Annotated in this window: 16 protein-coding genes and 1 pseudogene; 1 reads left to right on the top strand and 16 read right to left on the bottom strand. The window is 72.4% G+C overall.

Going from position 1 to position 22,452, the window contains the following annotated elements; genetic code table 11:
- Positions 1-147: 147 nt before the first annotated feature.
- The 9 genes from ACIGDI_RS40285 to bldG all read right to left on the bottom strand — a co-directional run bounded on the left by ACIGDI_RS40285 (position 148) and on the right by bldG (position 14,677).
- Entirely contained in the window at positions 148-1,353 is a 1,206-nt protein-coding gene (locus ACIGDI_RS40285) for a DNA polymerase III subunit delta' (RefSeq protein ID WP_200704459.1), read from the bottom strand.
- Between the two features lie 141 nt (positions 1,354-1,494).
- Positions 1,495-4,752 carry a dTMP kinase gene (gene tmk, locus ACIGDI_RS40280; RefSeq protein ID WP_399907416.1) on the bottom strand — a complete coding sequence of 1,086 codons (3,258 nt, stop codon included), beginning with the start codon at positions 4,750-4,752 and terminating at the stop codon, positions 1,495-1,497.
- A 135-nt stretch (positions 4,753-4,887) separates the two neighbouring features.
- The gene (topA, locus tag ACIGDI_RS40275; RefSeq protein ID WP_399907414.1) at positions 4,888-7,716 is read right to left on the bottom strand and encodes a type I DNA topoisomerase; all 2,829 of its coding nucleotides are present in this window, start codon (positions 7,714-7,716) and stop codon (positions 4,888-4,890) included.
- Positions 7,717-7,961: 245 nt separating this feature from the next.
- Positions 7,962-8,159: a hypothetical protein gene (locus ACIGDI_RS40270; RefSeq protein WP_399907412.1), complete on the bottom strand. Its 198-nt coding sequence runs from the start codon at positions 8,157-8,159 to the stop codon at positions 7,962-7,964.
- A gap of 512 nt (positions 8,160-8,671) precedes the next feature.
- Entirely contained in the window at positions 8,672-10,189 is a 1,518-nt protein-coding gene (locus ACIGDI_RS40265; RefSeq protein WP_399907410.1) for a methyltransferase, read from the bottom strand.
- Between the two features lie 43 nt (positions 10,190-10,232).
- On the bottom strand, positions 10,233-10,826 hold the full coding sequence (locus tag ACIGDI_RS40260; protein WP_399907408.1) for a small secreted protein: 594 nt from the start codon (positions 10,824-10,826) through the stop codon (positions 10,233-10,235).
- Positions 10,827-11,056: 230 nt separating this feature from the next.
- Positions 11,057-13,465, bottom strand: a complete 2,409-nt coding sequence (locus tag ACIGDI_RS40255) for a sodium-translocating pyrophosphatase (RefSeq protein ID WP_399907406.1) — start codon at positions 13,463-13,465, stop codon at positions 11,057-11,059.
- A gap of 324 nt (positions 13,466-13,789) precedes the next feature.
- Positions 13,790-14,218, bottom strand: coding sequence for an ATP-binding protein (locus tag ACIGDI_RS40250; protein WP_399907404.1), 429 nt, complete (start codon positions 14,216-14,218; stop codon positions 13,790-13,792).
- Positions 14,219-14,335: 117 nt separating this feature from the next.
- The gene (bldG, locus tag ACIGDI_RS40245; protein ID WP_003975386.1) at positions 14,336-14,677 is read right to left on the bottom strand and encodes an anti-sigma factor antagonist BldG; all 342 of its coding nucleotides are present in this window, start codon (positions 14,675-14,677) and stop codon (positions 14,336-14,338) included.
- 79 nt (positions 14,678-14,756) lie between these two features.
- Here bldG and ACIGDI_RS40240 point away from each other — a divergent pair, with 79 nt between their 5' ends.
- Positions 14,757-17,354, top strand: coding sequence for a DEAD/DEAH box helicase (locus tag ACIGDI_RS40240; protein ID WP_399907402.1), 2,598 nt, complete (start codon positions 14,757-14,759; stop codon positions 17,352-17,354).
- Positions 17,355-17,394: 40 nt separating this feature from the next.
- Here ACIGDI_RS40240 and ACIGDI_RS40235 read toward each other — a convergent pair.
- The 7 genes and pseudogenes from ACIGDI_RS40235 to ssd all read right to left on the bottom strand — a co-directional run.
- A pseudogene (locus ACIGDI_RS40235) lies at positions 17,395-17,673 on the bottom strand (Rv3654c family TadE-like protein); the annotation flags it as partial.
- On the bottom strand, positions 17,670-18,035 hold the full coding sequence (locus ACIGDI_RS40230) for a TadE family type IV pilus minor pilin (RefSeq protein WP_200704452.1): 366 nt from the start codon (positions 18,033-18,035) through the stop codon (positions 17,670-17,672). The pseudogene ACIGDI_RS40235 and the gene ACIGDI_RS40230, both read right to left, overlap by 4 nt.
- The gene (locus ACIGDI_RS40225) at positions 18,022-18,231 is read right to left on the bottom strand and encodes a DUF4244 domain-containing protein (protein WP_272177510.1); all 210 of its coding nucleotides are present in this window, start codon (positions 18,229-18,231) and stop codon (positions 18,022-18,024) included. The genes ACIGDI_RS40230 and ACIGDI_RS40225 overlap by 14 nt, the downstream gene beginning before the upstream one ends.
- Positions 18,232-18,334: 103 nt before the next feature.
- Entirely contained in the window at positions 18,335-19,132 is a 798-nt protein-coding gene (locus ACIGDI_RS40220) for a type II secretion system F family protein (protein ID WP_399907399.1), read from the bottom strand.
- Between the two features lie 37 nt (positions 19,133-19,169).
- Positions 19,170-20,015 carry a type II secretion system F family protein gene (locus ACIGDI_RS40215; RefSeq protein WP_399907557.1) on the bottom strand — a complete coding sequence of 282 codons (846 nt, stop codon included), beginning with the start codon at positions 20,013-20,015 and terminating at the stop codon, positions 19,170-19,172.
- A 102-nt stretch (positions 20,016-20,117) separates the two neighbouring features.
- Positions 20,118-21,317: a TadA family conjugal transfer-associated ATPase gene (locus ACIGDI_RS40210; RefSeq protein ID WP_399907397.1), complete on the bottom strand. Its 1,200-nt coding sequence runs from the start codon at positions 21,315-21,317 to the stop codon at positions 20,118-20,120.
- Positions 21,314-22,357 (bottom strand): septum site-determining protein Ssd, encoded by a 1,044-nt coding sequence (gene ssd / locus ACIGDI_RS40205; protein ID WP_399907555.1) that lies wholly within the window; start codon positions 22,355-22,357, stop codon positions 21,314-21,316. The genes ACIGDI_RS40210 and ssd overlap by 4 nt, the downstream gene beginning before the upstream one ends.
- Positions 22,358-22,452: the final 95 nt, after the last annotated feature.

Below are 22,452 nucleotides of genomic sequence, written 5' to 3'. Positions count from 1 at the left end.
GCAGTGGATCGAATGCGGTGCGTGTGGAGCGTGGCTCGTACGAGTTAACCGGTCAACCTCCCGTTGATCGTCCCCGGTCGATCTACCGTTGATCGTCACCCGGTCGATCTACCGTTGATCGCTGGGTCGGGCTCCGAAGTCAGCTCGTCAGCCGGCTCTCAGCGCCATCGTCATCGCCTCCACCGCGAGCAGCGGGGCCACGTTGCGGTCGAGTGCCTCGCGGCAGGCGGCGATCGCCTCGATGCGGCGGAGCGTGGACTCGGGTCTGCTTCCGCGGGCGATGCGCTCCAGGGCGTCCTCGGCGTCCGCGTTCGCGATGGCGACGCGCGAGCCGAACTGGAGGGCGAGGACGTCCCGGTAGAACGCGGTGAGGTCGGTCAGCGCGAGGTCGAGGCTGTCGCGCTGGGTGCGGGTGCGGCGGCGCTTCTGCTTGTCCTCGAGGTCCTTCATGACGCCGGCCGTACCGCGCGGCATCCGGCCGCCCTGGACCGCGCCCAGCGCCGCCTTGAGCTCCTCGGTCTCCTTGCCGTCCGTCTCCTCGGCGAGCTGCTTGGCATCCTCGGCGGCCGCGTCGACGAGCTCCTGGGCGGCCCTGAGCGCGCTGCCGACGTCCTCGACCCGCAGCGGCAGCTTCAGGACGGCGGCGCGGCGCTCACGGGCGGCCGGGTCGGTCGCCAGGCGGCGGGCCCGGTCGACGTGCCCCTGGGTGGCGCGGGCGACGGCGGCGGCGACGGCCGGTTCGATCCCCTCACGGCGCACGAGCATGTCGGCGACGGCGTCCACCGACGGCGTCAGCAGGTTCAGGTGGCGGCAGCGGGAGCGGATGGTGGGCAGGACGTCCTCGACGGAAGGCGCGCACAGCAGCCAGACCGTGCGTGGGGCGGGCTCCTCCACGGCCTTGAGCACGGCGTTGGCCGACTTCTCGTTCAGCCGCTCGGCGTCCTCGACGAGGATGACCTGCCAGCGGCCGTTCGCCGGAGACGTGAACGACTTTCGTACGGTGTCCCGCATGTCCTCGGCGAGGATCTGCGTGCCGACGGCGGCGACGGTGGTGACGTCGGCGTGCGTGCCGACCAGGGCCGTATGACAGCCGTCGCAGAACCCGCAGCCGGGGGTTCCGCCGAGCGCGCGGTCGGGCGACACGCACTGCAGGGCGGCGGCGAAGGCCCGCGCCGTCTGGTTGCGTCCGGCGCCGGGCGGCCCGGTGAACAGCCAGGCGTGCGTCATCTTGGACGCCTCGGGAAGCGGCGTGTCGGCGGCGACGGCGGTGACGAGGGCGTCGGCGTCCCGAGCGGCCGCGTCCAGCTGCGCGGCCACCTTCTCCTGGCCGACGAGGTCGTCCCAGACGGTCATACGTCCCCCCGCCCTTTCGTCACGGTTCGTGTTGCGGCTTCCATTGTGCGGGCTGCCACTGACAACGGGGCCGACGGCGCCGTAGGGGCGGCCGCCACGAAGGCCGGCCGCCCCTACGGTGCCTCAGCTCTCGGGGGTGCCTCAGCGCCCCCGGCCTCGACGCCGGCCCCGGCCCGTGTCGTCGTCGTGGCCGTCCTGATGCGGTCCGAGCAGTTCGTCCGCCAGCGAGGGCAGGTCGTCCAGCGGGGTCTCCTCGGCCCAGTCGGACCGGGCCCTGCGCCGCGGCGCGCCCTCCGCGTCGAGCTGGGGCATCTCGCGGGTACGGTCCTCGGTCCCGTCCGGCCGGGCAGGCCCCGCCGGCTCGTCCCGGAAGTACCCCGGCGGCACCCGGTCCGACGGGTCCTCACCTCGCACGGGGGGCAGCACGGCCGTCTCGTCGGCCGCACCCGGAGGAACCGGCGGCAGCACAGCCGTCTCATCGGCGGCGCCCGGCGGAACCGGGGGCAGCACGGCCGTCTCGTCCGCAGCACCCGGCACCACCGGGGGCAGCACAGCGGTCTCGTCCGCGGCGCCCGAAGGAACCGGCGGCTGCGGGAGCTGGGCCGTCACCTCGGAGTCGGACTCGCCCCCGCGGCGCGTGCCCCGCGGCTCCTGGTCCCGCACCGGCCGCAGCACCGCCGTCTCCTCGACAGGTCCGCCCGAGGCGTTCGTCGGCGTCACCACCGGCGTCGGCTTGGTCGGCGCCTCCGGCGGCACCACGGGCGCGGCCGGCTGCTTGGGCCCGGCCTCCGCGGCGGCCGCGGCCTGCTCGGCGAGCCGGCGGGCCTCCTCGGCGCGCAGCAGGGCCTCCTCGGCCTTGCGTTGCTTGTCCAGCCGCCGTGCCTCGGCCTCGGCGTGCAGCCGGGCCTCCTCCTCGGCCTGCCTGCGCCGGCGCTCCTCCTCGGCCTTGCGGCGGGCCTCCTCCTCGGCGCGCGCCTTCTCCTCGGCGAGCAGCCGCTGGCGCTCCTCCTCGGCACGCCGGGCGGCTTCCTCGGCCCGGCGCCGGGCCTCCTCCGCCTGCCGTTCGGCCTCGCGCCGCTGCGCCTCCTCCAGCTCGCGCCGCTTGCGCTCCTCCTCCTCGGCGCGCAGCTTGGCGAGCTGCTCCTGGCGCTCGCGCTCCAGCCGCTCCTCCTCGGCCTTGCGGGCGGCCTCCTCCTCGGCCTTGCGGCGGGCTTCCTCCTCGGCCTTCTTCCGCGCTTCCTCCTGCTCCCGGATCTCCTGCTCGGACAGCGGCAGCAGCTGGTCGAGCCGGTGGCGTACGACGGTGGTGACGGCCTCGGGCTCCTGGCCGGCGTCCACCACCAGGTACCGCCCGGGGTCGGCCGCCGCGAGCGTGAGGAATCCGGAGCGTACGCGCGCGTGGAACTCGGCCGGCTCCGACTCCAGCCGGTCCGGCGCCTCGGTGAACCGCTCGCGGGCGCTCTCCGGGGAGATGTCCAGCAGCACGGTGAGGTGGGGTACGAGCCCGTTCGTCGCCCAGCGGTTGATGCGGGCGATCTCCGTCGGGGACAGGTCGCGGCCCGCTCCCTGGTAGGCCACCGACGAGTCGATGTACCGGTCGGAGATCACGACGGCGCCCCGTTCCAGGGCGGGCCGCACCACCGTGTCCACGTGCTCCGCGCGGTCCGCCGCGTACAGCAGGGCCTCGGCCCGGTGGGACAGGCCGGCGCTGGAGACGTCCAGCAGGATCGACCGCAGCCGCTTGCCGACCGGGGTCGCGCCGGGCTCGCGGGTCACCACGACCTCGTGGCCCTTGGCCCGGATCCACTCGGCGAGCGCTTCTGCCTGTGTGGACTTGCCGGCGCCGTCGCCGCCCTCCAGGGCGATGAAGAAGCCGTTGGCGGCGGGCGCCGTCACCGGGTCGTCGCCGCCCAGCAGGGCGTCCCGCAGGTCGTGCCGCAGCGGCACGCCGGAGCGGTCGTCGACCTTGGCCAGCACCAGCGCGGCCACCGGCAGCAGCAGCGCGCCGACCAGCATGAGGGTGAAGGCGGCGCCGCCGTGGGCGAAGACGAACTTGCCGTTCTCCAGCCGGTGCGGGCCGATCCCGGCGGCCACGATCGGGGCGATCACCGCGCCGAGGGCCACGGTGACCCGGACGACCGCGTGCAGGTGCTCGGTGGTCCGCGCGCGCCGGTGGTCCTCGGCCTCCTGGTCGAGGAGGGTGTGCCCGGTGTTGGCGGCGACGCCCGCGCCGATGCCGGCGAGCGTGACGATCAGCAGGACGGTGGTGACGTCCGGGACGAGCCCGGCGGCCAGCAGCGCGATGCCGGTGAAGGCGATGGCCAGCGCGAGCAGGCGGCGGCGCGACAGCGACACCAGCAACTTCGGCGCCGTACGGATGCCGACGACGACACCGCCGGTCAGTCCGAGGACCAGGAGGCCGTAGGTCACCGGGCCGCCGTGCAGGTCCTTGGCGTGCAGCACGCACACCGCGACGGCGGCGGCGATCGCGCCCGCGACGGCGGCGCCGGAGAGCACCAGCAACGGGATGGCTCCCGTGCGGCCCTTGTCGACGCCCGTGGCCCCCTTGGGCCGGCGCAGTCCCTCGAGCGGCGAACGCGCGCGCGGGGTGCGCGTGTCGGGCAGTTCGAGGAAGGTCACGACGGACAGGGAGGCGGCGAAGAGCCCGGCCGCCACGTACGAGGCGAGGGCGGCCTGGTGCTGGGCGAACCAGTCGAGGCCGGCGCCCAGCAGGTTGTTGAGCAGCCCCGCGACGACGAGCGCGGCGGCCGCGAGCGGGATCGCCACGAAGGTCGTGCGCAGCGACAGGCGGCGCAGGGCGTCCATGTGGTCGGGCAGGGGTCGTACCGTCGCGCCCTCCGGCGGCGGGGCCGGCAGCAGCGCGGGCCCCGCGCTCTCGCGGCAGACCGTCCAGAAGCGCTCGGCGACGCCGGTCACGAAGGCGGTCACCAGCAGGATCGCCAGCGCGTGGTCGGGCGTCCAGTCGATCCACAGCGGGGCGACGATGAGCGCGAGGACCCGGACGGCGTCGGCGCCGACCATCGTCCAACGGCGGTCGAGCGGGCCGTCGTGGGAGGTGAGCGAGGTGAGCGGGCCGAGGAGGACGGCGCCGAAGAGCAGCGTCGCGAGGATGCGTACCGCGAAGACGGTCGCCACTGCGAACGCCACGCCTCGGTAGTTCCCGCCGAACGAGCCTTCGCTGATGGCCGCTTGGAGGGCCAGGAGCACCAGCACGAGGAGGGCGAGGGTGTCGCCGATCGACCCCACGAGCTGTGCGCTCCACAACCGCCTCAGCTGCGGTCGTTGCAGCAGGGCGCGGACGGCGCGCTCGCGGGAGTCCGCGACAAGGGCGTCGTCGGGGGCCGGATTAGGGGCCGTTGGCTGCTCGGCTCGCGTCATGCTTTCAGCCTATCGGGACGGACCGACAACCCACCGGGCGCGCCCGAACGTGCGCACGCCCCGACACCAAAGCGATATCGGGGCGTTCGTTTCGCGAAGTCTCCTTGGGGAAGCCCCCCGTGAGTCGGTCGCCGCTCAGTCGTCCGACGTCGTCTTCGAAGCCGTCGTCTTCTTCGCGGTGGCCGTCGTCTTCTTGGCGGCCGTCTTCTTCGCTGCCGTCGTCGTCTTCTTCGCGGCGGTCTTCTTGGCGGCCGTCGCCTTCTTGGCCGGGGCCTTCTTGGCGGGCGCCTTCTTCGCCGTCTTCTTGGCGGGCCCCTTCGCCCGCTTCTCGGCGAGGAGTTCGAAGCCGCGCTCCGGGGTGATCGTCTCGACGCTGTCGCCGGAGCGCAGGGTCGCGTTGGTCTCCCCGTCGGTCACGTACGGTCCGAAACGGCCGTCCTTGACCACGACCGGCTTCTCGCTGACCGGGTCGGTGCCCAGTTCCTTCAGCGGCGGCTTGGCGGCCGCGCGGCCGCGCTGCTTGGGCTGCGAGTAGATCTGCAGCGCCTCTTCGAGGGTGATCGTGAAGAGCTGGTCCTCGGTCTGCAGCGAGCGCGAGTCCGTGCCCTTCTTCAGGTACGGGCCGTAGCGGCCGTTCTGCGCGGTGATCTCCTGGCCCTCGGCGTCGGTGCCGACGACGCGCGGCAGCGACATCAGCTTGAGGGCGTCCTCGAGGGTCACCGTGTCCAGCGACATCGACTTGAACAGCGAGGCCGTACGCGGCTTGACGGCGTTCTTGCCGGTCTTCGGGGTGCCCTCGGGGAGCACCTCGGTGACGTACGGGCCGTAGCGGCCGTCCCGGGCGATGATCTGGTGGCCCGTCTGCGGGTCGGCGCCAAGCTCGAAGTCGCCGCTCGGCTTGGCCAGCAGCTCCTCCGCGAGCTCGACGGACAGCTCGTCCGGGGCGAGGTCCTCGGGCACGTCCGCCCGCTGGTGGCCCTCGGAGTCCTTCTCGCCGCGCTCGATGTACGGGCCGTAGCGGCCGACCCGCAGCACGATGCCGTTGCCCACCGGGAACGACGACACCTCGCGCGCGTCGATCGCGCCCAGGTCGGTCACCAGTTCCTTGAGCCCGCCGAGGTGGTCCCCGTCGCCGTTGCCTGCCTCGGCCGCGCCGCCGATGCCGTTGGCCTCGCCGAAGTAGAACCGCTTCAGCCACGGCACGGCCTGCGCCTCACCGCGGGCGATGCGGTCGAGGTCGTCCTCCATCTTGGCGGTGAAGTCGTAGTCGACGAGCCGCCCGAAGTGCTTCTCCAGGAGGTTGACCACGGCGAACGACAGGAAGGACGGAACGAGCGCCGTGCCCTTCTTGAAGACGTAGCCGCGGTCGAGGATCGTGCCGATGATCGACGCGTACGTCGACGGGCGGCCGATCTCGCGCTCTTCGAGCTCCTTGACGAGGCTGGCCTCGGTGTAGCGGGCCGGGGGCTTGGTGGCGTGCCCGTCGACCGTGATCTCCTCGGCGGACAGCGCGTCGCCCTCGTTGACCTGCGGCAGCCGGCGCTCGCGGTCGTCCAGCTCGGCGTTCGGGTCGTCGGCGCCCTCGACGTAGGCCTTCAGGAAGCCGTGGAAGGTGATCGTCTTTCCGGAGGCTGTGAACTCGACGTCCCGGCCGTCGGCGGCGGTGCCACCGATCTTCACGGTGACGGAGTTGCCGGTGGCGTCCTTCATCTGGGAGGCGACCGTGCGCTTCCAGATCAGCTCGTACAGCTTGAACTGGTCGCCGGTCAGGCCGGTCTCGGCGGGGGTGCGGAAACGATCACCCGAGGGGCGGATCGCCTCGTGCGCCTCCTGGGCGTTCTTGACCTTCCCGGCGTACGTCCGCGGGCTCGACGGCAGGTAGTCGGCGCCGTAGAGCTGCGTCACCTGGGCGCGGGCCGCGGCCACGGCGGTGTCGCTGAGGGTCGTGGAGTCCGTACGCATGTAGGTGATGAAGCCGTTCTCGTACAGCTTCTGGGCCACCTGCATGGTCGCCTTGGCGCCGAAGCCGAGCTTGCGGCTCGCCTCCTGCTGCAGCGTCGTCGTACGGAACGGGGCGTACGGCGAGCGGCGGTACGGCTTGGACTCGACGGAGCGGACCGCGAACCGCGTCTGCTCCAGGGCGGCGGCCAGGGCGCGGGCATTCGCCTCGTCGAGGTGGAGGACCTGCTCGCTCTTGAGCTGTCCCAGGGAGTCGAAGTCGCGGCCCTGCGCGACTCGCCTGCCGTCGACGGTCTGCAGGCGGGCGACCAGCGACGACGGGTCCGAGGAATCACCCGCGCGGCCGGTCGCGAAGGTGCCCGTCAGGTCCCAGTACTCGGCAGAACGAAAAGCGATGCGCTCGCGTTCCCGCTCCACGACGAGACGGGTCGCGACGGACTGGACGCGGCCGGCCGACAGCCGCGGCATGACCTTCTTCCACAGGACCGGCGAGACCTCGTAGCCGTAGAGACGGTCGAGGATGCGGCGGGTCTCCTGGGCGTCGACCAGCTTCTGGTTCAGCTCGCGCGGGTTGGCGACGGCCGCCTGGATCGCGGCCTTGGTGATCTCGTGGAAGACCATCCGCTTGACCGGGACCTTGGGCTTGAGCACCTCCTGGAGGTGCCAGGCGATGGCCTCGCCCTCGCGGTCCTCATCGGTGGCGAGGAAGAGCTCGTCGGAGTCCTTGAGCAGGTCCTTGAGCTTCTTGACCTGGGCCCTCTTGTCGGCGTTGACCACATAGATGGGCTGGAAGTCATGGTCGACGTCCACACCGAGGCGGCGGACCTCGCCGGTGTACTTCTCCGGCACCTCCGCGGCGCCGTTGGGAAGGTCGCGGATGTGCCCGACGCTCGCCTCGACGGTGTAGCCGGGGCCGAGGTAGCCCTTGATCGTCTTCGCCTTGGCAGGCGACTCGACGATGACGAGTCGGCGGCCGCCGTGTGCGGTCTCGCTGGTCGGGGACAACTTCGCTCTTCTCTCCGGTCGATGCTGGGGCCTCCCCAGGCGTTCTTCCCGGGGCCGTGTCATGGTGACGCTGCGGAGTGTGACGGTACATCCCGCCCCCGTGTCAAACGGGAAAAGCTCGCAACGGCCACTCGAACGGTAACCCGAGTCGCGCCATTCCTGCCGCCCGGAGTGCCCAGCCGTCTTTTCCAGGCGAACCGGAGGATCACCTCCCGATTACCTCGTCCGCAGCTCCGGGGCCGCTTTCAGACTCGGGCGAGGCACCAGGCCGCGAGGGTCAGCGCGATCACCGACGCCAGGCTCGCGAGAGCCGCCGATGCGACCGGGTTCACACCGTGCGCAACGGGCTCGCCGTGCCGCACCCGGGCCACGGTCCACACCAGCAGCGCTCCGCCGAACAGCGCGAACACCACTCCAGCGAAGATCGCCGGTCCGCTCTCCATGGCTCCCCGTGCCCCTTTTCCACCAGTCCGCGCGTGCCCCGTCCGGGGAGACTGGCACGCGCGGGAAACGGCCGGGCGAACCCGAGGTGAACGCGGAGCCGACACGCCTGTGGATCACCGCCCGTCGCCGCGCCGGTCCGGACCGACCCGGGCACCGGTGCCCCCCGCGGCCGTCGGTCAGGGCACCGGCACGGGTGCCCCCGCGGCGGTCGGTCCCGGCACCGCGGGTCCCGGCGCGCGAGCCGCCCCGAATTCGTCGCGGTGATCTATGCCGGCGTTGCCCGCGCCCTACTCCCCGCTCAATTCGGCGGGGGCCCGCACCGTCTATGACCTGGTGGGCGTGCGCTTTCTCACGGCTTCCGAACGGGCTTTTCGGGGTCTTTGCCGCCGGGTGCGTGAACCGGTCGCACACCCGGCGGAAGGCGGAATCCGCCGAGGCCTCGGTCCATAGGAAATCTTGGCCGGTTTCATATGCCAGCGGGGAATGCCGCCAGGCACTCCCGGCGTGTCGCTCAGGCCGGCTCCAGGAACCCCTGCTCCACCAGCAGCCTGATCTGGGCCGGCGTCCGGTCGCGCAGCAACACCGGATCCTCGCCGACCAGTTGCGCGATGGCGTCCAGGATGCGGCCCGCACTCAGCGAGCCGTCGCACACGCCGGCGAAGCCCGCGCCGACCGTGTCGACCTTCGTGGCCCGGCGCATGCCGCGGTGCTGACGCAGCACCACATGCTCCGGGTCCTCGGCGCCGGGCAGCCCGACCTGCTCCTGGACGACCTCGGCGACGAGCCTGAAGTGCCCCTCCAACAAGGCCGCGTCGTCGTGCGCGCGCAGGTAGTCCACCCGCTCGAAGTGCGCCCGCACCGCGTCGCCGAGCGGCTGCTCGACCGAGTGCGGCCACTCCTCCACGGTGATCGACGGCTCGGCGGCCGTCGTCCGGCGCAGGGTGATCCAGCCGAAGCCGACCGCCTTAACCTTGCGCGCCTCGAACTCGTCCAGCCAGGCGTCGTACCGCGCCTGGTACTCGACCGGGTCCCCGCGGTGGTCACCGGCGTCCCTGAGCCACAACTCGGCGTACTGCGTGACGTCCTGGACCTCGCGCTGCACGATCCACGCGTCGCACCCGCGCGGCACCCACGACCTGAGCCTGTCCTGCCAGTCCTCCCCTTCCACGTGCTGCCAGTTGGCGAGGAACTGCGCGAACCCGCCCTCCCGCAGCCGCTCCCCCGACTGCTGAACGAGCGAGCGGCACAGATCGTCCCCGCCCATCCCGCCGTCGCGGTACGTCAGCCGGGCGCCCGGAGAGATGACGAACGGCGGGTTGGAGACGATCAGGTCGAACGTCTCGTCGTCCCGGACCGGTTCGAAGAGCGAGCCCTCGCGCAGGTCGGCCGCCGGTGCGCCGGACAGGGCCAGCGTGAGCGCGGTGATGTGCAGGGCGCGCGGGTTGAGGTCGGTCGCCGTCACGCGCGTGGCGTGCTGGGCGGCGTGCAGCGCCTGGATGCCGGAGCCGGTGCCGATGTCGAGGGCCGACGCCACGGGCGTACGGACGGTGATGCCGGCGAGGGTGGTCGAAGCGCCGCCGACGCCGAGGACGACGCCCTCGTCCCGGTGGCCGATCCCGCCGGCTCCGCCGACCGCGCAGCCCAGGTCGGACACGATGAACCAGTCCTCGCCGTCGGCCCCGCCGTACGGCCGTACGTCCACGGTCGCCGCGACCTCGTCGGCCCCGGCCGGCACCAGCCACCCGCTCTCCAGGCAGGCGTCCAGGGGCAGAACGCCCGCCACGCGCGCGTGCGGCACCGGCTGCTGCAGCAGGAACAGCCGGACGAGCATTTCCAGCGGCGTGTCCCCGCGGGTCGCGCGGAGCGCGGGGACGATCTCGCTGCGGGCCAGCGCCGCGTACGCGGGGGCGCCGAGCAGGTCGAGCAGCCCGTCCGCGGTGAAGGACTGCGCGAGCAGGGCGTCCCGCAGCCGGGCGGCCACGTCGAGGCGGTCGGAGGCGGGCAGGGCGGGGAGGCTGGAGGTACTCACGCCCCCATTGTGGCCGGGACGGGCGCCCGCCCGCAGCTCCGCGTCAGCTCGCCGTGGACGAGGCCGTGGCGGACGCCGACTTGCAGCTGGTCTGCTTCGCCATCGCCTTGCCGACCTCGCCCTCCTCCAGGGTCTTCAACGCGTCGTTCCCGCTCTGGCTCAGCTTGTCCAGCGAGGTCGCGATGTTCTTGAGGCCGTCGGCGAACTTCGCCTGGTCCTTGGTGTCGAGCTTGTCGACCTGCGTCTTCAGCGTGGCGTAGGACGTGCCGATGCCGTTGAGCTCCTTGACCGCGTCCTGCTGCTTCTTCGCGCCGTTGTCGACGTCGGGCGCCCCGGCCTTCTGCACGGCGGCACCGATCGCCTTGTAGGCGTCGGACATGTCCTGGAAGGCCTGCGCGTCGGTCTTGCGCACCTCTTCCGGCGTGCTGTTGTCCGAGGTCTCCTTCTGGATCGCGGCGTTGGCGGCCTCGATCTTCTTGGCCTGCGGCTGCACGGCGTCACAGACCTGCTTGGCCCAGGCATCCAGCTTGTCGTTGCCCTTGTCGCTGCTGCTGCAACCCGACAGCGCCACTACCAGTACCGCACCGCCGGACAGTGCGGCAGCGAGCTTCTTGTTCACCGGATTGGTCCCTTCCATGGCTCTCGGCCCCGGAACATACACGCCGCACGGACGACACCCCCATTCCGGGCGCCCACTTAAATACCTTTTAGGACTATTTGCACCATGCGAGAGAAGGCTCACCGTGAGGCTGCACACATAAGACGGGCACAGCCGGGCACACGGGGCGCACACATGCGAAGACGGGCGGGCGACGCGTCAACACGCGCCTCCCGCCCGCCCCTTGGAGCCGGGTCCCGTAAGACCGTCTACGAAACCACCGCGGGGTCGGTGGGCTTGGCCACCTGCTCGGACTTGCCCTCCTCGTCGCCCATGGCGATCCCGCGCCGCTTGGACACGTAGACCGCCCCGACGATGACGACGAGCGCCAGGATCGCGATCCCGATCCGGACGCCGAGGCTCTTGTCGCTGCCGAAGGAGAACTTGATCACCGCGGGCGCGATGAGCAGCGACACCAGGTTCATCACCTTCAGCAGCGGGTTGATCGCGGGACCCGCGGTGTCCTTGAAGGGGTCGCCGACCGTGTCGCCGATCACGGTGGCGGCGTGGGCCTCACTGCCCTTGCCGCCGTGGTGGCCGTCCTCGACGAGCTTCTTGGCGTTGTCCCAGGCGCCACCGGAGTTGGCGAGGAACACCGCCATCAGCGTGCCCGCCCCGATCGCGCCGGCCAGGTACGAGCCGAGCGCGCCGACGCCGAGCGTGAACCCGATGAAGATGGGCGCCATCACGGCCAGCAGACCTGGCGTGGCCAGCTCCCTGAGGGCGTCCTTGGTGCAGATGTCGACGACACGTCCGTACTCGGGCTTCTCGCTGTAGTCCATGATCCCGGGGTGCTCGCGGAACTGCCGCCGCACCTCGTACACCACGGAACCCGCCGAACGCGACACCGCGTTGATCGCCAGCCCCGAGAAGAGGAAGACGACCGCCGCGCCGGCGATCAGGCCGACCAGGTTGTTCGGCTGCGAGATGTCCATCGACAAGGTCAGCGGGGCACCCGCCCCGCTCAGCTTCTCGCCCACGTCCGCCACGTTCGTGGTGATCGCGTCCCGGTACGACCCGAAGAGCGCCGACGCCGCCAGGACGGCGGTGGCGATGGCGATGCCCTTGGTGATGGCCTTCGTCGTGTTGCCGACGGCGTCCAGGTTGGTGAGCACCTGGGCGCCGGCACCCTCGACGTCGCCGGACATCTCCGCGATGCCCTGCGCGTTGTCGGAGACCGGACCGAAGGTGTCCATGGCGACGATCACGCCGACCGTGGTGAGCAGACCGGTGCCGGCCAGCGCCACCGCGAACAGCGCGAGCATGATCGACGTGCCGCCGAGAAGGAAGGCGCCGTAGACGCTGAGTCCGATCAGCAGGGCGGTGTAGACGGCCGACTCGAGTCCCACCGAGATGCCGGCGAGCACGACGGTGGCCGGGCCGGTCAGCGAGGACTTGCCGATGTCCATGACGGGACGACGGTTGGTCTCGGTGAAGTAGCCGGTCAGCTGCTGGATGACGGCCGCCAGCAGGATGCCGATCGCCACCGCGATCACCGCGAGGATCCGCGGGTCGCCGTCCTTGGCCTTGATGGCGGCATCGGTGACGCCATTGAGGTCGGAGTACTTGGACGGAAGGTAGATGAAGACGGCCGCCGCCACGAGCACGAGCGAGATCACCGCGGAGATGAAGAACCCGCGGTTGATGGCCGACATCCCGCTGCGGTCCGCACGGCGCGGGGCCACGGCGAAGATGCCGATCATGGCGGTGATCACGCCGATCGCGGGCACGATCAGCGGGAAGGCCAGTCCGGAGTCGCCGAAGGCCGCCTTGCCGAGGATCAGCGCGGCGACCAGGGTCACGGCGTACGACTCGAACAGGTCGGCCGCCATGCCCGCGCAGTCGCCGACGTTGTCGCCCACGTTGTCGGCGATGGTCGCGGCATTGCGGGGGTCGTCCTCCGGAATGCCCTTCTCGACCTTGCCGACCAGGTCGGCGCCGACGTCGGCGGCCTTGGTGAAGATGCCGCCGCCGACACGCATGAACATGGCGATCAGGGCGGCCCCGAGGCCGAAGCCCTCGAGCACTTTGGGCGCGTCGGCCGCGTAGACCAGCACCACACAGGAGGCGCCCAGCAGACCGAGCCCCACTGTGAACATGCCGACGACGCCGCCCGTGCGGAAAGCGATCTTCATGGCTTTGTGCGAGACGGCGGTGAGATCCTTTTCGGGCTCACCTTCCGCCGGAGTCGCTTCCCGGGCCGCCGCGGCAACGCGCACATTGCTGCGTACCGCCAGCCACATGCCGATATAGCCGGTGGCCGCCGAGAACGCGGCGCCGATCAAGAAGAACACCGATCGGCCTGCGCGCTGATTCCAGTCGTCCGCGGGCAGCATCATGAGCAGGAAGAACACGATCACGGCGAATACGCCGAGCGTGCGCAGCTGACGGCCCAGATAGGCGTTCGCGCCTTCCTGGACCGCTTCCGCGATCTTCTTCATGCTGTCGGTGCCCTCGCCCGCAGCCAGCACCTGGCGCACCAGGATGCCCGCGACGACGAGCGCGGCCAGTGCGACGACCCCGATGACCGTCACGATGATCCGGTTGTCGTCGGTCAGGACTGCGGCTGCGAAGGTTGTGGGGTGGTCCAGCTGATGAGGGGTAGAAAGCCCCGCCATTCGTCCTCCTTGACGCTTGGGCTGAGCTCAAGATGTGGACGGATTCTAGGTACCCGCACCTGATCAAAACAGAGCACGGGAAACGGAATTAGCCTTCACATGCTCTCCAGCAAATGATCGACGTCACGCCACTGAACCCGAAAGTGGTAACGCCCCAAAGGCATTGACGCCGCCATTTACTTGATCGAATTATCTCCTGATTGATCGTGAAGGAATTCACGAAATGCATCTTGCCTGACCACTGTAGGCACGATCACCGCGCGCCGACATGCCGAAGGGCCCTACGACGTAGGGCCCTTCGGTACAGAAACAGTGGGACGGGACTCAGGGGAGCACTGCGACGGGTGGTGTGGTCGGCCAGGTCATCCGGATCGACCCGCCGTGCTTCCCGGCACTCACCTCGACGTCGTCGACGAGGCCGCTGATGACCGCGAGGCCCATCTCGTCCTCCTCGGTCTCCACGTCGTCGCCCGCGCCGGCTGCCCGGTCTCCCGGGGCCGCACGCGGCGCCTCGTCGCCGACCTCGATGGAGAACTGCTTCTCCTCCTCGACCAGCTTCACCTGCACCGGCGAGGTGATGCCGGCGCTCTGGTGCAGTCCGACGGCTCGGCTGCAGGCCTCGCCGACGGCGAGCCTGACCTCGTCGAGGACGGCCTCGTCCACTCCGGCCCTGCGCGCAACCGCTGCCGCCACCAGTCGGGCGGTCCTGACGTGCTCGGGCAGCGCGCTGAAACGGAGTTCAACGGTGGCCATGCATCCCCCTCGGAACTACGGGCGTGCGGTCGGGGGGCCGGGCCGCCGAATGCCCGGACCCCCTGATGGATCTAGGTCCGCCTGGGAGCGGTCACTTCCCGCCCCATGGGGCGGTGGTCAGTCGGTCGCCGCCACCGCTTCCTCGACCGAGGTGTGGATCGGGAACACCTTGGTGAGGCCGGTGATGCGGAAGATCTTCAAAATGCGCTCCTGGTTGCAGACCAGGCGCAGCGAGCCCTCATGGGCTCGTACCCGCTTCAGGCCGCCGACCAGCACGCCGAGCCCGGTGGAGTCGAGGAAGTCGACGCCCTCCATGTCAACGACGAGGTGGAAACTCCCGTCGTTCACCAGCTCGACCAGCTGCTCGCGCAGCTTGGGCGCGGTATATACGTCGATTTCGCCACCGACCTCGACGACCGTACGATCGCCGACGGTACGGGTCGACAGGGACAGGTCCACGGATCCTCCAGCACCTTGCTATCGAGCGGTCGCCCCTCGGGACGTTCGGCCTCAGCCCCCGGACGGTTCGCCAGCCGCGATGGCATTCAATCACTTACCGGCAGGCGTGCACGACGCCTTGGTCCCATTGTCCGTCACGCCAGTGACACACTCGGTGCCGATGGCCAAGAATCACCGATCCGATCGATCCCCGACGGACACCGTCTCCCGGCCCGCGCCGGGCACGGTCCTGGACCGGCTCGCCTCCGGGCCGAGCCGGGCTTCGCGCATCACTCATACGGAGCACTTGCCCCCGCGTGAGGGTCGCCATGCCGTCTGGCCTGACCGGATTCGCTCGGAGGTGATCGCTGCCATCCAGGCCTGTGGCATCGAGCACCCCTGGGCCCACCAGGCACTCGCCGCCGAGCACGCCTTGGACGGCGACTCGGTGGTCGTCGCCACCGGCACGGCGTCGGGCAAGTCCCTGGCGTACCTGGCGCCCGTCCTGTCCACGCTCCTGGACGGCTCCGAGGCCCCGAACGGCCGCGGCACCACCGCCCTCTACCTGGCCCCCACAAAAGCTCTTGCGGCCGACCAGTGCCGATCCGTGAAGGAACTTTCACAACCTCTGGGAAATGCCGTACGTCCCGCGGTCTACGACGGCGACACTCCGTTCGAGGAACGCGAGTGGGTCCGCCAGTACGCCAACTACGTCCTGACCAACCCGGACATGCTGCACCGCGGCATACTCCCGTCCCACCCCCGCTGGTCCTCCTTCCTGAAGTCGCTGAGGTACGTCGTCATCGACGAGTGCCACACCTACCGGGGCGTCTTCGGCTCCCACGTCGCCCAGGTCCTGCGGCGCCTGCGCCGCCTGTGCGCCCGCTACGGCTCCTCCCCCGTCTTCCTCCTGGCCTCCGCGACCGCCGCCGAGCCCGCCGTCGCCGCCCGCCGCCTGACCGGCCTGCCGGTCGTCGAGGTGGCCGACGACGCCTCACCTCGCGGTGAACTGGTGTTCGCCCTGTGGGAGCCCCCGCTCACCGAGCTGCAGGGCGAGAAGGGCGCCCCGGTCCGCCGTACCGCCACCGCCGAGACGGCCGACCTGCTGACGGACCTGGCCGTGCAGGGTGTCCGCTCGGTCGCCTTCATCCGCTCCCGGCGCGGCGCCGAACTGATCTCCGTCATCGCCCAGGAACGCCTCGCCGAGATCGACCGGTCACTGGCCAGACGCGTGGCGGCGTACCGGGGCGGCTACCTCCCGGAGGAGCGCCGCGCCCTGGAACAGGCCCTGCACTCGGGCGAGCTGCTGGGCCTGGCCGCGACGACGGCCCTGGAACTCGGCATCGACGTCTCCGGCCTGGACGCCGTCGTGATCGCCGGCTACCCGGGCACCCGCGCGTCCCTGTGGCAGCAGGCGGGCCGCGCCGGGCGCGCCGGGCAGGGTGCGCTGGCCGTCCTCGTCGCCCGCGACGACCCGCTGGACACCTTCCTCGTCCACCACCCCGAGGCCCTCTTCGACCAGCCCGTGGAGTCCACGGTCCTCGACCCCGACAACCCCTACGTCCTCGCCCCGCACCTGTGCGCGGCCGCCGCGGAGATCCCCCTGACCGACGAGGACATGGACCTCTTCGGCCCGGAGGCCGAGAGCCTGCTGCCCCAGCTGGAGGCCGCGAAGCTCCTGCGCCGCCGTACCAAGGCCTGGCACTGGACCCGCCGGGAGAGGGCCGCCGACCTCACCGACATCCGCGGCGGGGGCGGCCGGCCGGTCCAGGTCGTCGAGGCCGGCACGGGCCGCCTGCTCGGCACGGTCGACGAGGGCGCCTCCCACTCCACCGTCCACGAGGGCGCGGTCCACCTCCACCAGGGCCGCACCTACCTGGTCCGCTCCCTGGACCTGGAGGACTCGGTGGCGCTCGTCACCGAGGCGAACCCCCCGTATTCGACGGTCGCCCGGGACACGACGTCCATCTCCGTCCTGGAGACGGACACCGAGATCCCCTGGGGCGACGGCCGCCTGTGCTACGGCTCCGTCGAAGTCACCAACCAGGTCGTCTCGTTCCTCCGCCGCCGCGTCATCACCGGCGAAGTGCTCGGCGAGACCAAACTCGACCTCCCTCCCCGTACGCTGCGCACCCGCGCCGTGTGGTGGACGGTCACCGAGGACCAGCTCGACGAGGCCCGCATCAACCCCGAGATCCTCGGCGGAGCCCTGCATGCCGCCGAGCACGCGTCGATCGGCATGCTGCCCCTGTTCGCGACCTGCGACCGCTGGGACATCGGCGGGGTCTCGATCCCGCTGCACCCGGACACCCTGCTGCCCACGGTCTTCGTCTACGACGGCCATCCCGGCGGCGCGGGCTTCGCCGAGCGCGCCTTCCACACCGCCCGCGCCTGGCTCACCGCCACCCGCGAGGCCATCGCCTCCTGCGAGTGCGAGGCCGGCTGCCCGTCCTGCATCCAGTCCCCCAAGTGCGGCAACGGCAATGACCCACTGCACAAACGGGGAGCGGTACGACTCCTCACGGTGCTGCTGCGGGGGGCGCCGGAGGATAGGCCGGGAGCCCGGGAGGGGGAGCTGGGAGCCCGGGACGGGAAGCCGGGAGCGCGGGAAGAGCAGCCCGGAGACCGGGAGGGGAAGCCGGAGGCGCGGCCAGAGGCGCCGTCGGCTCCGGTTCCGCGGGTCCCGCCCGCGCCCTGACCTCCGCCGCGAACGGCCCTCTTCCCGACGCCGCCGTCACGTCCGAGATCTGGCCCACGACCACGCACCGCACGAGCCGCGCACCCTCCGCCCGGGCCACCCGGTCCGCCCGGGCACAGGCCGCCGCGGTGCCGTCCGCCCACCGGTCCGCCGCCGCGAGCGCCGCCAGGTCCGCCCCGCCGGCCGCCCGGTGCCGGACCACGACGGCCTGCCCCAGAGCCAGTACGACGCCGAACACCACGCTCAGCGCGGCGATGGCCCCGAGGCTCCACACGGTGGCGGAGCCGCGGTCGGAGCGCCACGCCGGCCTGCGCCTCATCGGCCGGCCCCCACCGTCTCCTCGGCCGCCGCCACGGCCTCCTCCCGTACCTCGAAGGGCAGCCCGCGCAGGGCCGGCGGCTTCGCCACGACGACGACCCTCACCTGGTCTCCCTCCCGGCCCACCGTGACCCGCGCACCGCGCGGCGCCGCCTCCCGCGCCACCCGCAGGACCGCGTCGGCCGGGTCCTGGCGGGCCGCGGCACGTGCCCCGGTCCGCGCCGCGTCCACGCACTGGATCTGGGCGGCGACCACCAGCAGCCCCCAGACCAGTGCCATCGCGAACATCACCAGTACGGGCAGCACGACGGCCGACTCCGCCGTCACGAACCCCCCGTCCGCCCTCCGCCTACATCCGCGCATCGAGCGCCCGCTTCACGATGCCCTGCAGCTCCGCGCTGACGGCCCCGCTAGTCACCACCTTGTAGAGCATCGCCGCGAACGCCACCGCCGCCACGATGCCCATCGCGTACTCGGAGGTGACCATCCCCGCGTCCCTCCGCGCCGCCCGCGCCCTGCACACCAGGGCGCGCAGCCGCGCCCGAACCACCTTGCACATCTCAACCCCCGTAAGGATCCGTTCCGTTGATCAGCGACCTACCGGTCGGCGACCGCTTCGTCGCCACTGCCTCGTCGTCCCCGTCGTCACCACTCCACCCGCGTCACCCGCCCCCACCTCCTCCCAGCACCCCGCCCGCGAGCCCGATCACCACGGGCAGTACGCCGATCGCGATGAACGCGGGCAGGAAGCACAGGCCTACCGGCGCGGTCACCATCACGGCCGCCCGTCGGGCCCGGCCCGACGCGGCACGCGCCCATTCCGCACGGACCTCCCCGGCCAGGCGGCCCACCGGTCCGGCGGCGGGCAGCCCGGACACATCGGCCCGTTCCAGCAACCGGGCCAGGGCACCCGCACCCGGCAGCGCCGCGAGCCTCAGCCAGGCCTCGGACGGTTCCCCGCCGAGCCGTACCTCCGCCGCGCCGCGCGCCAGCGCGTCCCCGACGGGACCGCCCAGGGCCTCGCCCACGGCCTGCGCCGCGACGACCGGACCGGCGCCGGCCGCGATGCAGGCGGCCAACAGATCGGAGGCGAGCGGCAGTTGTCGTGCCGCCTCGGCGGGGTCGAAGTCCTCGGTGGTGACGGTCGCCGCCTGCCTACGGCGCCACCACCACAGCCCGGCCGCCATGAACAGCCCCACCACGACCCCGGCGGCACCGCCCACCAACACCCACCCGGCACACACCGCCCCCGCCACAGGCCCCCATCCCCGCACGGCGACCCGCACGTCCAACCGAGGCCCGGCAGATGCAGATGCCACCTCCATGGCGGCCACCAACCCGGCCAGCCTCCGCCGCACTCTTCGCTCTCGCCGCACCGACTCCAGCCACCTCAGCGCCCACACGACGGCCGACACGATCCCCACGGCCACCAACAGCCTGTGGACAACTTCCGAACTCACCACGCCCGCCTCCTCGTTCTGGACCCGCTCCCCGTCGTCACGCCGCCTCGGCTCCCCGCACGATCCGCATCGCCCACCACATCCCGAGGCCCTCCAGCAGGCCTCCGACCAGGAGGCAGCCCACGCCGGCACCGGTGTGCAGCAGTACGCGCAGGGGATCGGCACCCAGTGCGGAACCCAAGGCGAGACCCAGGACCGGCAGCCCCGCGAGCATCAGCGCCGTGGACCGGGCGCCCGCCAACTGGGCTCGCAGGTCGGCACGTTGGTCCCGTTCCGCCCGCAACGCCGCTTCGAGCCGGTCGAGTCCGGCGGCGAGGCCGGCTCCCTGGTCCACGGCGACCCGCCAGCACGCGGCGAGCCCCAGCAGTCCCTCGGCCCCCGGTTGCCGTGCCGCGACCGCCAGCGCTCCCGGTACGTCACCGCCGAACCGCGCCGCCGCCAGCACGGTCGCCTGCCCGTCCCCGAGGCCTCCGGAGTCGCGTGCGGCGTGCAGCAGCGCTTCTCCCGGCTGCCGTCCGGCCCGCACCTCCCCGGCGAGCGCCCCGCACAGCCCGATCACCGCGTCCCCGCGGCGCTCACGTGCCCGTCGGTCCAGGCCGGCCAGCCGCACCCGTCGCAGCAACGGCACCCCGGCCGCCCCCGCGACGACCGGCACCACCGACGCGCCCACCACGGCCAGCACCAACCCGACGGCCAGCGCCCACCACTCGGCCCCCAGCCGCCCGCGAACGCGCCGCAGTCGGCCGGTCATCGCCCGCCACGAGGGCGGTCCCGTCCCCACCACCCCGCCACCGGCGAGCAACAGCTGCGCCCGCCGCGCCCCGGAGTGCCATCCGCCCAGCAGCAGGGCCATCACCCCGACGCACAACACGGCCGCCGCCATCGCGAACCCACCCGCACCCATCACCATGTCGTCCCGCTCCCGTCCTCGCACTCGCCCATCCCCATCACCACGTCCTCCCGCTCCCGCCCTCGCCCATCTCGGTCACCACGTCCTCCCGCTCCCGTCCTCGCCCTCACCCGTTCGACCGCCTTCTCGGCCGCCGAGCAGTTCCCGCAGCCGCCCCCACCCCCGCTCGCGCACGAACTCCTCCGCGCCCCACCGCAGCGCCGGCACCGTCCGCACCAGACCCGACCCGTCCCGTTCCAGGACGTGCACCTCGGCGATGCGCCGCCGGCCGGTCCGGTCCCGTACGAGGTGCAGCACCACCGACAGCGCGGCCGCCAACTGGCTGTGCAGCGCGGCCCGGTCGAGTCCGGCCGCCGTGCCGAGAGCCTCCAGCCGGGCGGGGACGTCGCCGGCGGCGTTCGCATGGACGGTGCCGCAGCCGCCCTCGTGTCCGGTGTTCAACGCGGCCAGCAGATGCACCACTTCGGGGCCGCGCACCTCTCCCACGACCAGCCGGTCCGGGCGCATCCGCAGGGCCTGCCGCACCAGGTCCTCGAGGGTGACCAGTCCCGCGCCCTCCTGGTTGGCGGGTCTGGTCTCCAGCCGTACGACGTGCGGGTGGTCCGGTCTGAGCTCCGCCGAGTCCTCGGCGAGCACGATCCGCTCACCGGGCCCGACGAGTCCGAGCAGCGCGCTCAGCAGCGTCGTCTTGCCGCTTCCGGTGCCCCCGCTGACGAGGAAGGACAGCCGTGCCTCGACCAGGGCCCGCAACACGCGCTCCCCGCCCGGCGGCACCGTCCCCGCCGCGACCAGTTCGTCCAGCGTGAACGCGCGCGGCCTTACCACCCGCAGCGACAGACAGGCGCAGCCCACGGACACCGGTGGCAGCACCGCGTGCAGCCGGGTCCCGTCGGGCAGACGGGCGTCGACCCACGGCCGGGCGTCGTCGAGGCGCCGCCCGGCCACCGCGGCCAGCCGCTGCGCCAGCCGTCGTACGGCCGCGGAGTCGGCGAAGGAGACCGACGTCAGTTCCAGTCCGCCGCCCCGGTCCACCCAGACCCGGTCGGGGGCCGACACCAGCACGTCGGTCACGGACGGATCGGCGAGCAGCGGCTCCAGCGGCCCGCTGCCGACCAGTTCGGAGCGCAGTCGCTCGGCCGCCCCGAGGACCTCGGCGTCCCCGAGGACCCGCCCCTGCTCCCGCAGTGCCTGTGCCACCCGCGCGGGCGTCGGCTCGGCCCCGCTCTCGACCAGCCACTGCCGTACGCCGTCCAGCAGCCCCGGTGCCGCGGTCATGCCGCACCCGCCTCGACGAGCGCCCGCTCCCAGAACCGACGGCAGAACCGGGCGAGCGGCCCGCGCCCGCCGGCGCCGGGCGGTGCCTTGCCCTCACCGGGGCGTACCAGGCCGGCCTCGACCGGTACCTCGCCGACCAGGGGCAGGCCCAGCAGCCGGGCCACCTCGCGGTCGTCGAGCCCGGGCGCGTACGGTCCGCGGACCGCCACGCGCAGGTCGCGCAGGATCATGCCCGCAGCGGAGGCCACCCGTCCGGCCGCGGCGACCGCGCGCAGTTCCGCCGGAACGACGAGGAGCCCCAGGTCGAGCTGGGAGAGTGCCTCGGCGACCCCGTCGTCGACGCGGCGCGGGAGGTCGACGACGACCGTGCCGCCGCGGCGCCGGGCCGCGGCGAGCACCGCCCGCATGGCCTGCGCCGGGATGGCCACGCAGTCGCCGCGGTCCCAGCTGAGCACCCTCAGGGAGTGCAGCTGCGGCAGCGACTCCTCCAGCGCGCCGCCGCCGACCCGGCCGCGGGAGGCGGCGAAGGCGGGCCAGCGCAGGCCCTCCGCGGTCTCACCGCCGAGGAGTACGTCGAGTCCTCCGCCGAGCGGATCGGCGTCCACGAGGAGGGTGCGCAGCCCCTCACGCGCGGAGGTGACGGCGAGGGCGCACGCGAGCGTGGACGCTCCGGCCCCGCCGCGGCCGCCGATGACGCCCACGGTGAGGGCGGGCCTGCCGACCCCCTCGGCCACGTCGGCGATGCGGTCGACGAGCCACTGTTCGCCGTCGGGCAGCATCAGCACGTGATCGGCGCCGATCTCGACGGCCCGGCGCCAGACCCCGGAGTCGTCCTGGTCGCGGCCGACGAGCACCACCCCTCGTCGGCGGGCGGCCCCGCGCACCCTTCGGGCCGCGTCGTCGCCGACCAGGACGAGCGGCGCGGCCTCCCAGCCGCCCGCGCGCTCCGACAGGGAGTGGTGGACTTCAGGTGTCGCCCCGGCCGCGGCGCACAGCCGCAGCAGGTCGTCCAGCAGGTCGACGTCCTCCGTGACGATCAGTGAGCTCTTTCAGAGTGGCCACTGATCGGGTGACGGGCCGGCGTCCCGAAACGCACGAGGCTCCCGTGCCGTTGAGAGAGGTATTCGACGTCTCA

Source organism: Streptomyces sp. NPDC085900 (assembly GCF_044540925.1).
Lineage (GTDB): Bacteria > Actinomycetota > Actinomycetes > Streptomycetales > Streptomycetaceae > Streptomyces > Streptomyces gilvifuscus.
This window is presented reverse-complemented; position numbering and strand designations above follow the sequence as displayed.